The organism is Pedobacter agri PB92, from assembly GCF_000258495.1.
In the GTDB taxonomy this organism is placed as follows: Bacteria; Bacteroidota; Bacteroidia; order Sphingobacteriales; family Sphingobacteriaceae; genus Pedobacter; species Pedobacter agri.
Window position 1 is genome coordinate 1 of the sequence record NZ_AJLG01000153.1, and the last position, 12,053, is coordinate 12,053.

The window sequence follows — 12,053 nt, forward strand, 5'->3', positions numbered from 1 at the left end:
ACGTACACACTATTAACATTTATCTTGTCTTTATATTGACAATTAGCTGATTATTTCAAAATCTGAAGCCGAAGGTTTCGACTATAATTAATAATTTGTCTTAATAAGAAGGTAAATGGTCCAATTAACCACTTCGACAAAGGTTTGATTTTCGCATTGATCAGCCTTTTTTAGTTTTTGGATTTGCAATACTGCGGTTAAAGTATGAGCTAAAATTATTATTTTTGACCATCGGATCATCACCTCAATTTTTTATCCCACTGTTTTTTAAAACCATTGAAGATTATGAACTTTAATCCGTTCTGCACCTTTTTATTATTCTGATTTTCATTGCCGATCCTCAGTTTTTGCTTTCAGGTAATTGAATAAATGATAATGATAAATGATCATCCCGGCGATGTTTTACTTGGAGTTATTTATTTCACCGGAAAAGAAAAGTGACTTCTGTGATGGTGATGCGTAGAATTGACAAAAAGTATGCAGATATTTACCCCCTTTTACATCTCAATTTTCTAAATTAATTTATTGCAAACCTTTCAACAATATCTTTCTTAACATGCTACATGATAATCTGATTTTAATTCTTATCCTACTTTTAGGCGTAACGCTTCTGGTTATGGTTGGCCAAAAGATAAAAATTTCTTATCCGATATTTTTGGTTTTAGCCGGCTTGGCAATTGGATTTATTCCAGGTATGCCAAACTTAAAAATAGATCCAAACATCGTTTTTTTACTTTTCCTTCCTCCACTACTTTACGAAGCAGCCTGGTTTACCTCATGGAAAGATTTTTGGGAGTATAAAGGTGCTATATTTTTAATGGCGGTTGGTTTGGTATTTATTACTTCTGTTGCGGTGGCTTATGCCTCGGTGGCTTTTATTCCAGGATTTACTTTAGCGCTTGGTTTTTTATTGGGTGGAATTATTTCTCCCCCAGATGCTGTTGCCGCAGCGGCAGTTTTAAAAGGATTAAAAATACCTAAAACCGTAACGGCGCTTTTAGAAGGCGAAAGTTTAGTAAATGATGCATCCAGTTTAATTGTATTCAAGTTTGCTTTGGCAACCATTGTAAGTGGTACTTTCGTGATGCAAGATGCTGCTGTAAGTTTTGTATCAGTAGCTGGTTTAGGGATACTGATAGGAGTTGCCATTGGGGGCATATTTTATGCCATACACAGATGGCTACCCACAACAGACAATATCGATACCGTATTAACGCTGCTTACACCTTATTTCATGTATATTGTGGCAGAGCATTTCGAAGCGTCAGGTGTGATGGCTGTGGTTTCTGGCGGATTACTGCTCTCGAGCCAATCTCACATTATCCTTACTTCACAATCTAGGATTAAAACGGTTTCTGTATGGTCTTCATTAACTTTTATGCTTAATGGAGTGGTGTTTATATTAATTGGCTTAGCATTACCGGATATCGTAAACGGCTTAGGCCCTAATTATCCTATTGCAAAAGCAATTGGTTATGGTGTTGGCATTAGCATTTTAGCACTTGTGGTTCGTTTTTTATGGTTGGTATCTACCTCACAAATAACCCAGTTGTTTAATAAAAAAACCAGGGAACGCTACAAAGATGTGACCTGGCACTCCTTTGTAATCTTAATTTATGCTGGCATGCGAGGTGTAGTCTCTTTGGCAGCTGCACTTTCTATCCCCGTAATGATTTCAGATCAGATTCCTTTTCCGCTTAGAAATTTGATTCTCTTCATCACCTTTGTGGTAATTTTTGTTACGCTGGTTGTACAGGGGCTTACCTTACCATTTGTAATTAGACTCCTGGATATTCCTGAAGTTAAAAGTAAACTTTCTGAACAGGAACAAACCAACCAGATAAGACTGAAATTAATTAACCTTTCACTAGATAAATTGCAGGCCGATTATAAATACCAATGTACACACAATGAGCTAATGGTTAATTTAAAAGCAGAATTACAACATTCATTAGTGGAGAAAAAGGACACCTTAAATGCTTTCAAAAACGGCGATATTGATAAAGTAGATTTGAAAGCTTATCATGAAATTATGCTCGCATTGATTCAAGTACAACGCGATGCGCTACATCATTTAAAAATGGATAAAAACTATGATGATGATATTATTAGGAAAGAGGAATGGCGACTGGATTTGGAGGAGCTGAGCATATCTACATCAGATTAAAGAAAGTCATTTCAATCGCTAGCGGATATGTGTGATGTACTTACTATTCAAACGCAAAGATTGCTTCGCACTTCACGCCGAATAGCCTTTTTGCGTTCGGTACTGTTGTTTCTAAACCCGATTTAGCGAAAATACTTTTAATTTGCAGCGGCCTTAAATAAACTGTATGCTGAGGTACGAAGCATCTGTTACCGATGAACAAATGCTTCGTGCCTCAGCACGAAGAAGTTTTTAAAAGATTGTAGCGACAGCGGGGCCAACCCTACCCGATAAAAACAGAACCCTACATTTCCAAAATAAAAAAACCTTGCAAATGATACATCTGCAAGGATTTTTAGCTTTAAGCTTTAGTTTTTCGCCTTTTAGCTTATTATGGCCAAACGCCTAAGTTCATATACGATACAGCAATTTTGTCGATTGAATTCACAAAAGCAGCTGTTCTTAATGTTTTTGTATCTGGCTTAACCATTCTGGTTTCACGAATTTCGTGATAAGAATGAATCATGGTATCTTCTAGACCTGAGTTTACCAATTCGATTTCTGATGCACCTTTAACAATCATTAAGCGGTGTTCAGGAAGGATGGTTTTGCCTGTTAAGTTTTCTAAAGTTGCAATTAAATTAGCGTTTGAATTAGCCGCATAACGGTTTTCCATACGACCGAACGCCACATGTGAAAGGTTTTTTAACCACTCGAAATAAGATACGGTAACACCACCGGCGTTGCAATACATATCTGGAATGATGATACCGCCCATTTCAGTAAAAATCGCTTCTGCTTCTGGCGTAGTTGGACCATTTGCGCCTTCAGCGATGATTTTAGCCTTGATGTTGCGAATGTTGTACTCTGTGAATTGATTTTCTAAAGCCGCAGGAACCAAAATATCGCAATCTTGCTCTAAACCTTCCATTGAGTTTTTAAAATCAGTGGCACCAGGGAAACCTAAAATTGAACCGGTATTTTTGCGGTGAGCAAAAACCTCATCAACATTTAAGCCATTTGCATTGTAAATTGCACCTTCGTATTCGCATAAACCGACAATAGTAGCTCCAAATTCTGCGAGGAATTTTGCAGAGTGATAACCTACGTTACCTAAACCCTGAACAATAACTCTTTTATCGCCCAAACCAGCTTTGAAACCGATTTTTGCCATGTCTTCAGCAACATCTACACATTCACGAACGGCATAAGCCACGCCGCGACCAGTAGCTTCTTTACGTCCGCGGATACCGTGTAAAGAAATTGGCTTACCGGTTACACAGCCTAGGGCATCTAACTGACCTGGATTCATGGTCATATAGGTATCTGCAATCCAGCTCATTTCGCGTTCACCAGATCCATAATCTGGAGCAGGAACATCGATACCAGGGCCAATAAAATTTTTCTTAATTAATTCTGTAGTGTAGCGACGGGTGATCGTTTCTAATTCAGCTACACTATATTGTTTAGTATTGATTTTAATACCGCCTTTTGCACCACCAAATGGAACGTTTACGATGGCACATTTATATGTCATTAAGGCTGCAAGCGCCATCACTTCATCTTCGTTCACCATCTCGCTGTAACGAATACCACCTTTGGTTGGACTCATGTGATGCGAGTGCTCTACACGCCATGCATCAATTACTTCGAAACCATTTCCACGACGAATTGGGAATTGGAAACGATACACACTATTACACGCTTTAATCTGGTTCAATAAACCTTCAGGGTGATTGGTGAATTGAGCCGCACTGTCAAAGTTTTTGCATACATCAGCAAAAAACTTGTTCTCGTCTGCTAGATTAGCCATTTTTTATTTTTTATGAATTAAGTATGCCGCAAAATTGCCTAAAAAAACCGCATATATCCAAATGAAAAAATACTTAGTGTATAGCCAACACCAATCAGTTTAGTAAGGAAAAACAGCTTTAAACAGTTTAAACTTAGTTTTTAGGTGAGTTTTCCTTTTCGATTTTTTTTAATCTTTTATCAATCGAGAATAGATAAGCCAATAAACCGAGTAAAATTATAACAATACAAGCTACAACAACATAAATTTTACCATTGCTACGCAGGGTATCGGCCATTTCTACACCATTATCTTGTGCGAACAATTGTATGGTAGCAAACATTAATATAAGTGAGAATAATATCTTTTTCATTTCTTTTTTCTAGATGTTAGTATGTAAGGATGACTGGTGTTTAATCTTTTATCCTTGCTCCTTTTAATTATGTTGTTGTTTAGTTTCTATTGAACGTAATCGGAAACGAATAGTATAAACCCAATAGCCGATTAGTATCCATCCTAAACATGCAGGATAAAATACCATTCGCATGCGGCTATCTAAATCGTAACTATTAAAACCCGGATTTCCACCATTACCAGGGTGTAATGAATCTTTTAATCGTGGTAAAACGAAGAGTAAAACCACCATCATCGGGAAAGCAAAAATGTTATAAATGGCCGAAATTTTGGCTCTTTTTTGCTCTTCATCTATCGCATTGCGAAGAATTAAATAAGCAAAATAAAGTAAAACGGATATGGCAGCGAAGTTTTGTTTAGGGTCGAAACTCCAGAATTGTCCCCATGTATATTTTGCCCAAATGGCTCCGGTTACTAAACCCAGAAGTCCGAAAATGATACCTGCGTTTACACTTTCTACCGCCTTCAAATCATCAATTTCACTTTTAGAACTTAGCGACTTAATGCTGTAGAAAACAGAAATTGAGAACAATACAATCATGGAAAACCACATCGGTACGTGGAAATACAAATTGCGAATTGATTCATTCAAAATAGGTAAACGGGGCACACCAAGTAGCAAACCTGCAATTGCAGTATAAACCACCAGTACTGATCCCAAAATTTTCCACCAAGTTTTATTCATATATGTTTAATTTTGAATTAATGAAAGATTGAATTAGTGAATGTTGCGTGTCCATTCTCTCATTCAAAATTCACTCATTCTATAATTTATTCATTTTAATTAATCTCTCCAAAGGTAAGGAAATAGCAATAATGAAGTGGCAACGGTAAGCACATTCACAACAAGTAGCATCCCTATTTCATCATAGCTATTCTCCCATGGCAAGCCATCAACAGCATTTTTAGCTAATTTTATCAAAAGTATCAATACCGGGATGATGATAGGAAAGCTTAAAATTGCCATTAACATCCCACCATTTCCGGCTTTACTGGCAATAGCCGAAACCATGGTAAAGACAGTTGAAAAACTGATACTTCCCAATACGACTGCAACATAGTAGAGCAATAAATCCGGAGGTGTAAATGAATCAAAAACCAGGGTATAAAAACCTAATGCGATAGTGGTTAAAACTAGCATTAACAAGATATTATAAACTGTTTTAGAAATTAATACTGCTGCCGGACTTGCCAGAATATAACTGTATAATTGCTGTCCTTTGGTTTCCTGCAGAAAACTTTTAGAAACGCCATTAATTGATGCAAAGAGCAGGATTATCCAGAAAAGGGCGTTCCAGGCAAGTTTATCGCTTAAACTGACAAAAGATAAATAGCAGGTAAAAATAGTAGAAACCACGTATAATAATACCCCATTGATGGTATATTTGGAACGCCACTCTAAAAGTACTTCCTTGTGGATTAGATATTTAACCTCTTTGGCCAGTTGCATAACCGCAAAGATACTTTTATTGATAAATATTGCGAGTGAAAATTGTTGGATTGTTGTAATATTGTTTGAAGATTAATCGCCGTAAATTTGCCACAAGCTTCGCGGAATACACGGAATTTTTTTTCATTCCGTGAGCCCGCTATTTCCGTAATAAACAAATCATGAAATACGCATCAAATATCGAATCGCCAATTGGCAAAATAACCATCCTGGCTGATGATGATTGCGTGTACGCCATTACTTTTTCAGACGAAGACACAGACGGACTATCTGAAAGCGAGTTAACTAAAAATGTTGCGCAGCAATTAGCAGCTTATTTTCGAGGAGATTTAAAGCATTTTAGTTTCCCAATGAAGCAGAAAGGGACTGAATTTCAACAAGACGTTTGGCAGAATTTATTAAACATTCCTTTCGGCGAAACCACATCATACGCCAAGTTCTCGGCACATCATCCCTTAGCCATTAGAGCCATTGCCGCAGCAAATGGTAAAAACAACATCGCAATAGTTGTTCCTTGTCACAGAGTAATTGGCAGCAATGGGAAACTGGTGGGTTATGCTGGTGGCTTATGGAGAAAACAGTGGCTATTACAACACGAACAGGAGATTTCGAAGCAGGGACAAACAGCATTAAAATTTTAACATGAATACAACAGCTCAAGCCGATACCAAAAATTATTTAAAAGCAATTCGTTTAATCAATATCGAAGATGGCAAATGCAGTTTCGAAATCGGTAAAATACCTGTGCTTCAACACATCAATGCCAGCCATTTCTTTGCAAAAAACGATATTGCGCTACAGCATAGTCCACATCCTGCACCTCGAAGGCAGTATGTAATTACAATAAAAGGCAAACTTAAATTCTCAGTTACCAATGGAGAGAGTTTTATCATCGAGCCTGGCATTATTTTAATAGCGGCAGACACATTAGGCGATGGCCATACCTGGGAAATTTTAGATGGTGAGGAATGGGAGCGTATTTACATTCCTTTAAACGCGGATGCGGATGATTATTTTGTTGCCGACAATACCTAAAACCGATTTAATTACAATTGCGTAAATAACATCAAAACTTACCGATGTTATGAAAACGATATGCTCAATCTTTTTAATCTTGCTTACTTACTTACCAATGGAGAAAAACATTCCGGTAGCTAAGCTCGATTTAAAAAAATACTCCGGCACCTGGTACTCACTATACTCTATTCCTACCATTTTCGATAAAGGCAGTAGAGAAACCACGACAAAATATACATTAAATAAGGAGGGTTATTATAACGTATTAACTACCTATAAAAAACCTAACGATGAGAAAGTTTATTCCAGAAATTCAAAGATGTTTCCATCAGAAGAGGGAAATAATGGAGAGTTACAAGCGCAATTTGTTTGGCCGATTAAGATAGATTACTGGATTATAGAACTGGCCGATGACTACTCTTATGTAGTTGTTGGCCATCCAGACCATAAGTTCTTATTCATCATGAGCCGTAATCAAACTATGCCGAAAAAAAACTCATGATGAAATTGTTGCCCGTTGCAAGGCCAAGGGTTATGAAGTAAACAAACTTACCTCTCAATTTAAAGGCTAGTATTTTGCACGACGATTTTTTCGCCTCGTTTAGTGCTAAAAAGCATAAAAATTACACCCACTAAAAGCACAATCCAACCCCACTGAAAATGAACCACTTTTCCAATTAGTTTATTAGCGAAGCCATATTTCGTATAATTGTTTGCTGTAAAGTAAACTGCCCCTACCGCTAAAACATACCAGATTGCCATGACGAAGCTCATGAAACGAAATGCTCCGGCTTTTCTGATGAAAAGTATTAAAACAGAAAGTGCAAGAATAGCGTAAGTAATAATGAACAAACGGGCATCAGATTGATACAAGTTCCAGTTGCCTTTTATAGGCACCTTCAACATTGGGCAGAAACTTGCAATAACGCATAGTAAAATGCCTAACCAAGCTCTAAATTTATTTAGTACTAACATTTTTGTTTTGTTTTTTAATTAGTTGGTTAGTTGGTTAGTTGGTTAGTTGGTTAGTTGGTTAGTTGGTTAGCGTAAACAAAAATTGACTAACTTGTTTGGCTTATTTTTTCAACCTTCAACCTTCAACCTTCAACCTTCAACCTTCAACCTTCAACCTTCAACCTTCAACTTTCAACCTTCAACCTTCAACCTATTGCCCCTCAATAATCCCCATCTTCTCTGCAAAGTGTGCACAGTAATCGCGTAAATCTTCAACAATTAAAGTTTCATTGGTAGCTTTTAAAAAACTATCACCCATGGTTTGCAAAGTTTCGTAGAAGAAACGTTTCATTTCATCAACAGGCATATCTTTTGTCCAAAGATCTATTTTTAGCGTATTTTTATAGTTATGATCCCATACTGATAAAAACATGGCCTTTGCAGGCACTTTATCAGCATTTCCCGAATCTGTACTTTCCCAAAGAATATTATCAGGATTGTTGGCCTCGTCTAATTCTACTGTTAATTTTATTTCTGCTGTCTTCATTTTTTTAAATTCATTCCATCGATAAAAGATTAGAAAAATTTATCGATTGATTTATACGGGTGCAAAGATGATTAATTTTTAGCGATTCCGCAGGTTGAATATTCTGCGGCGCTTAATGATTACAAATATTTTACGTTAATTTTTGAATGATTAAGATCAGTATCGCTGTAAACAAAATAAAAACAGATTCAACAATCCAGATTCTTTTCAGATCTTTTAAGGTAGAACGAAAAATCAAATCGGTAATAAAGGTAACCAGAATCAGGCAACCTAATATTAGCAGATAGAAGCCACTCATATCCACATGTCGCGGTGCGGTATCCTTTGGACTTAAAATATTAAATGCCGCTAAACCTAAACCAGCAGCACCTATAATATTCAAAGGTGTAATCCTCAACTTCATTACTTTTTCTTATCGAAACGTTTACCCTTTTTAAAACTTTTGATTTCTTTCCCAGCCTTGGCTTTAGCCTTTTCTCTTGCCTTTTTATCAATCGCCGCAGCATGTTTTTTCTCGTGGAAAGCGCCTTTAAAATCTGGATCTTCCTTGCGTTTTTGCATATCGATTTCCCTTGCAATATGCTGGCGTTCCTCGTAAGGTGTTTCCTCCACATATACCCCTTCAGGAATTTCAGCAACAGGGATATACTGGCGGATTAATTTTTCAATTTTACGGATATAATATTTCTCTGCATCAGTGGCAAAAGTAATCGCATCTCCCTTAGCAAAGGCTCTGCCTGTACGGCCAATCCTGTGTACGTAATCTTCAATAATAATCGGCACATCGAAATTAATTACATGGCTCACATCACTTACATCTATCCCCCTGCTGGCTACATCGGTGGCCACCAAAACCCTAACATTTCCCTCTTTAAAGCTATTAATAGAGTTAATTCTGGTATTTTGCCCTTTGTTCGCATGAATTACCCTAACATTTTCTGAACCATATCTTCGCTCGATAAAACTGAAAATATTATCGGCAACAGTTTTCGTTTTACAGAATATAATCAGTCGCGTAAAAGCCTCATCATTCTTTAAAAGATGCTGTAATAAATTAATTTTTGTTTTGAAATTCGGCACATAATATAACGCCTGAGTTACATTAGCCGCTGGTGTAGCCTGTGCCGAGGCCTCAATTACCAAGGGATTATTTAAGAAATCTCCGGCGATTTTTTGAACCAAATCACTCATCGTTGCCGAGAACAACAGGTTTTGACGCTTACGCGGAACAATTTCTAAAATCCGGTGAATAGAGCCAATAAAGCCCATATCCATCATTTTATCAGCCTCATCCAACACCAAAAATTTTAAACTCTGGGTGTTAATATCACCTGCCAGATATAAATCCAAAAATCTTCCTGGTGTGGCAATCAAAATATCTACGCCTTTGGCAATTTGCTCTTTCTGCGTTTTCGGACCAATTCCACCAAAAATAACCAGCGAACGTAAATCTGTATAAACGGAAAATAATTTCACTTGCTCGGCAATTTGCATCGCCAGTTCTCTTGTTGGCGATAAAATCAAAGCTCTTGGATTTTCGCCCTGGGCGTATTTCAATTGCATTAAAATCGGTAAAACAAAAGCGGCAGTTTTCCCAGTTCCTGTTTCTGCGATACCAAAAATATCTTGTCCAGATAGTACTGGCGCAATTGCTTTCTCTTGTATCGGGGTAGCAACAGTGTAACCTGCATCGGCAACTGCATTTAAAATTTGCCTGTTTAACTTAAATTCTTCAAACGATTTTGCCATAGCGCACAAAGATAGTGATTAAGGTTGAGGGTTTGAAGGCGTAAGGTAGAAGGTTTAGAACCCATTCGTAAATTCGATGTCCACTTTAGGAGATTTTAGGTGTAAAGCAATTCCAGTGACTCTTCGGCTTGGGTAGTCCTGCTATCGTTCCAATCTTTTTGTTAATGTTTGTACAAGCATGTCAAATACTTGCACCAAAAAGTATTTCCACTTTATCAGGTTTATTTAACTCAAAACAGTAACATCAAACTTAATTCGCACCTTTCATCCGCTTACTCTCACTACTATCTACTTTTCACTTTATACTTTTTACTTTCGACTTTATACTTTCTACTTTCTACTTCTTACTTTCTACTAAAACACTACCTTTGAAACCATGAATTCTTACCTGATAAAAGCCGCCAAAATTGTAAACGAAGGACAAAAAATTGTTGCTGATGTATTAATAAAAGATGGATTTATTGAAAAAATCGGTCAAAATCTTTCTGCTGCTGGTGCAACGGAAATTAATGCCGAGGGCCAATATCTTTTGCCAGGAATGATTGATGATCAGGTTCATTTCCGTGAGCCGGGTTTAACGCATAAGGCTGATATTTTTACAGAGAGCATGGCTGCCGTTGCCGGCGGAATCACATCTTTCATGGAAATGCCTAACACTGTTCCGAATACTTTAACGCAAGAATTACTTGCCGATAAATATGCCATTGCAGCAGAAACTTCTTTGGCCAATTATTCATTTTACATGGGCGCCAGTAATGATAACATCGAAGAAGTTTTAAAAACAGATGCCAGGAATGTTTGTGGCATTAAGGTTTTCATGGGTTCATCAACCGGTAACATGCTTGTTGATAATGAAAAAACATTAGAAAATATTTTTAGCAAGGCCCCAATTTTAGTAGCCACACATTGCGAAGACGAGGCGACTATTCGCCATAATCTTGCGGAATTTAAAGCAAAATATGGCGATGATTTAACCATCGAAATGCATCCGCTTATCCGAAGTGCTGAAGCTTGTTATAAATCTTCATCGCTAGCCGTTGAATTGGCAAAGGCTTACAAAACCCGTTTGCACATCCTGCACATCTCCACGGCAAAAGAAATTGCATTATTCGATAATAGCATCCCATTAAAAGATAAAAAAATCACTGCAGAGGCTTGTGTTCATCACCTTTGGTTTAACGATAAAGATTATGCCACAAAAGGCAATTTCATTAAATGGAATCCTGCTGTTAAAACAGAGGAAGACCAAAATGGAATTTTAGCAGGCGTTTTAAATGATAATATTGATGTTATCGCTACCGACCATGCGCCACATACTTTAGAAGAAAAAAACCAGCCTTATGCGCAGGCTCCCTCAGGTGGCCCATTGGTTCAGCATGCGTTACCTGCTTTATTGGAAATGCACTTGCAAGGCAAAATCTCACTAGAAAAAATCGTTGAAAAAACTGCTCATAATCTGGCCATTTGTTTCGATATCGAAAAACGTGGTTTCATCCGTGAGGGTTACTGGGCTGATTTAGTTTTGGTTGATGTGAAAGATTCCTGGAAAGTTACCAAGCTTAACAATTTTTACAAATGCGGCTGGAGTCCTTTTGATGGAGATACTTTCCAAGCCAGTGTAACTCACACCTTTGTATCGGGAAATTTAGCTTATCAGAAAGGCAGATTCACTACCGACCAGATCGGTAAGCGACTAACTTTTGCTAGATAATGCCAAAGGAAATAAAACATGAGTGCATAAAGCTAATCTCTTTTCTAGGGATAAGCTTTATGATTTTCTTTTTCGGTTTCTTCCCTGCCCTCGTTCAAAAATACTATTCAACAGGCATTTACCCATATATTTCCAAATCATTAAGATTTATTTCTTCTATTTTTCCATTTGCGATTGGCGATATCGTTTATGCCTTTATAATTGGTTTTGTACTTTACAGAATCATCAGGTTTATTAAAAGAAGAAAAAGCTTAAAGAGCGCACACAGAATTT

General features: G+C 37.2%; 14 protein-coding genes. 6 read left to right on the plus strand and 8 right to left on the minus strand.

Annotation, left to right across the window (positions count from 1 at the left end; translation table 11 throughout):
- Positions 1-556 precede the first annotated feature (556 nt).
- A complete protein-coding gene (locus tag ON09_RS18340; RefSeq protein ID WP_010602525.1) occupies positions 557-2,167 on the plus strand; it encodes a Na+/H+ antiporter in 1,611 nt (536 codons plus the stop codon).
- Between the two features lie 370 nt (positions 2,168-2,537).
- Here ON09_RS18340 and ON09_RS18345 read toward each other — a convergent pair whose 3' ends face one another.
- The 4 genes from ON09_RS18345 to ON09_RS18360 all read right to left on the minus strand — a co-directional run bounded on the left by ON09_RS18345 (position 2,538) and on the right by ON09_RS18360 (position 5,802).
- The gene (locus ON09_RS18345; protein ID WP_010602526.1) at positions 2,538-3,959 is read right to left on the minus strand and encodes a Glu/Leu/Phe/Val family dehydrogenase; all 1,422 of its coding nucleotides are present in this window, start codon (positions 3,957-3,959) and stop codon (positions 2,538-2,540) included.
- A 133-nt stretch (positions 3,960-4,092) separates the two neighbouring features.
- Positions 4,093-4,311 (minus strand): CcmD family protein, encoded by a 219-nt coding sequence (locus ON09_RS18350; protein WP_029204450.1) that lies wholly within the window; start codon positions 4,309-4,311, stop codon positions 4,093-4,095.
- Positions 4,312-4,374: 63 nt separating this feature from the next.
- On the minus strand, positions 4,375-5,037 hold the full coding sequence (gene ccsA / locus ON09_RS18355; RefSeq protein WP_010602528.1) for a cytochrome c biogenesis protein CcsA: 663 nt from the start codon (positions 5,035-5,037) through the stop codon (positions 4,375-4,377).
- A 99-nt stretch (positions 5,038-5,136) separates the two neighbouring features.
- Positions 5,137-5,802 carry a heme exporter protein CcmB gene (locus ON09_RS18360; RefSeq protein WP_010602529.1) on the minus strand — a complete coding sequence of 222 codons (666 nt, stop codon included), beginning with the start codon at positions 5,800-5,802 and terminating at the stop codon, positions 5,137-5,139.
- 161 nt (positions 5,803-5,963) lie between these two features.
- On the opposite strand from ON09_RS18360, the gene ON09_RS18365 reads away from it, so the two are divergent.
- Genes ON09_RS18365 through ON09_RS18375 form a run of 3 tightly spaced genes read left to right on the plus strand, consistent with a single transcriptional unit; the run spans position 5,964 to position 7,321 of the window.
- On the plus strand, positions 5,964-6,443 hold the full coding sequence (locus tag ON09_RS18365; protein ID WP_010602530.1) for a methylated-DNA--[protein]-cysteine S-methyltransferase: 480 nt from the start codon (positions 5,964-5,966) through the stop codon (positions 6,441-6,443).
- A gap of 1 nt (position 6,444) precedes the next feature.
- Positions 6,445-6,837 (plus strand): cupin domain-containing protein, encoded by a 393-nt coding sequence (locus ON09_RS18370; protein ID WP_010602531.1) that lies wholly within the window; start codon positions 6,445-6,447, stop codon positions 6,835-6,837.
- 49 nt (positions 6,838-6,886) lie between these two features.
- Positions 6,887-7,321: a lipocalin family protein gene (locus ON09_RS18375; RefSeq protein WP_010602532.1), complete on the plus strand. Its 435-nt coding sequence runs from the start codon at positions 6,887-6,889 to the stop codon at positions 7,319-7,321.
- 59 nt (positions 7,322-7,380) lie between these two features.
- Here the strand turns inward: ON09_RS18375 and ON09_RS18380 are convergent, their stop codons facing one another.
- The 4 genes from ON09_RS18380 to ON09_RS18395 all read right to left on the minus strand — a co-directional run bounded on the left by ON09_RS18380 (position 7,381) and on the right by ON09_RS18395 (position 10,069).
- Positions 7,381-7,794, minus strand: coding sequence for a hypothetical protein (locus ON09_RS18380; RefSeq protein WP_010602533.1), 414 nt, complete (start codon positions 7,792-7,794; stop codon positions 7,381-7,383).
- A 190-nt stretch (positions 7,795-7,984) separates the two neighbouring features.
- Complete coding sequence (gldC, locus tag ON09_RS18385) at positions 7,985-8,320, minus strand: gliding motility protein GldC (RefSeq protein ID WP_010602534.1); 336 nt, start codon at positions 8,318-8,320, stop codon at positions 7,985-7,987.
- Positions 8,321-8,450: 130 nt separating this feature from the next.
- Complete coding sequence (locus ON09_RS18390; protein WP_010602535.1) at positions 8,451-8,723, minus strand: hypothetical protein; 273 nt, start codon at positions 8,721-8,723, stop codon at positions 8,451-8,453.
- Positions 8,723-10,069 (minus strand): DEAD/DEAH box helicase, encoded by a 1,347-nt coding sequence (locus ON09_RS18395; protein WP_010602536.1) that lies wholly within the window; start codon positions 10,067-10,069, stop codon positions 8,723-8,725. Before ON09_RS18395 ends, ON09_RS18390 begins: the two co-directional genes overlap by 1 nt.
- A 376-nt stretch (positions 10,070-10,445) precedes the next feature.
- On the opposite strand from ON09_RS18395, the gene ON09_RS18400 reads away from it, so the two are divergent.
- Both ON09_RS18400 and ON09_RS18405 read left to right on the plus strand, forming a co-directional pair.
- Positions 10,446-11,780, plus strand: a complete 1,335-nt coding sequence (locus tag ON09_RS18400) for a dihydroorotase (RefSeq protein ID WP_010602537.1) — start codon at positions 10,446-10,448, stop codon at positions 11,778-11,780.
- 59 nt (positions 11,781-11,839) lie between these two features.
- On the plus strand, positions 11,840-12,053 hold a 214-nt coding region (locus ON09_RS18405; protein ID WP_010602538.1), incomplete at its 3' end, for a DUF3810 family protein.

Excerpts from the sequence above, each read along its gene's own strand:
- ON09_RS18360 (WP_010602529.1), bottom strand. The coding sequence starts at position 5,802 with ATGCAACTGGCCAAAGAGGTTAAATATCTAATCCACAAGGAAGTACTT.
- ON09_RS18400 (WP_010602537.1), top strand. The coding sequence starts at position 10,446 with ATGAATTCTTACCTGATAAAAGCCGCCAAAATTGTAAACGAAGGACAA.
- ON09_RS18340 (WP_010602525.1), top strand. The coding sequence starts at position 557 with ATGCTACATGATAATCTGATTTTAATTCTTATCCTACTTTTAGGCGTA.
- ON09_RS18365 (WP_010602530.1), top strand. The coding sequence starts at position 5,964 with ATGAAATACGCATCAAATATCGAATCGCCAATTGGCAAAATAACCATC.
- ON09_RS18350 (WP_029204450.1), bottom strand. The coding sequence starts at position 4,311 with ATGAAAAAGATATTATTCTCACTTATATTAATGTTTGCTACCATACAA.
- gldC (WP_010602534.1), bottom strand. The coding sequence starts at position 8,320 with ATGAAGACAGCAGAAATAAAATTAACAGTAGAATTAGACGAGGCCAAC.
- ON09_RS18375 (WP_010602532.1), top strand. The coding sequence starts at position 6,887 with ATGAAAACGATATGCTCAATCTTTTTAATCTTGCTTACTTACTTACCA.
- ccsA (WP_010602528.1), bottom strand. The coding sequence starts at position 5,037 with ATGAATAAAACTTGGTGGAAAATTTTGGGATCAGTACTGGTGGTTTAT.
- ON09_RS18345 (WP_010602526.1), bottom strand. The coding sequence starts at position 3,959 with ATGGCTAATCTAGCAGACGAGAACAAGTTTTTTGCTGATGTATGCAAA.
- ON09_RS18380 (WP_010602533.1), bottom strand. The coding sequence starts at position 7,794 with ATGTTAGTACTAAATAAATTTAGAGCTTGGTTAGGCATTTTACTATGC.
- ON09_RS18390 (WP_010602535.1), bottom strand. The coding sequence starts at position 8,723 with ATGAAGTTGAGGATTACACCTTTGAATATTATAGGTGCTGCTGGTTTA.
- ON09_RS18395 (WP_010602536.1), bottom strand. The coding sequence starts at position 10,069 with ATGGCAAAATCGTTTGAAGAATTTAAGTTAAACAGGCAAATTTTAAAT.
- ON09_RS18370 (WP_010602531.1), top strand. The coding sequence starts at position 6,445 with ATGAATACAACAGCTCAAGCCGATACCAAAAATTATTTAAAAGCAATT.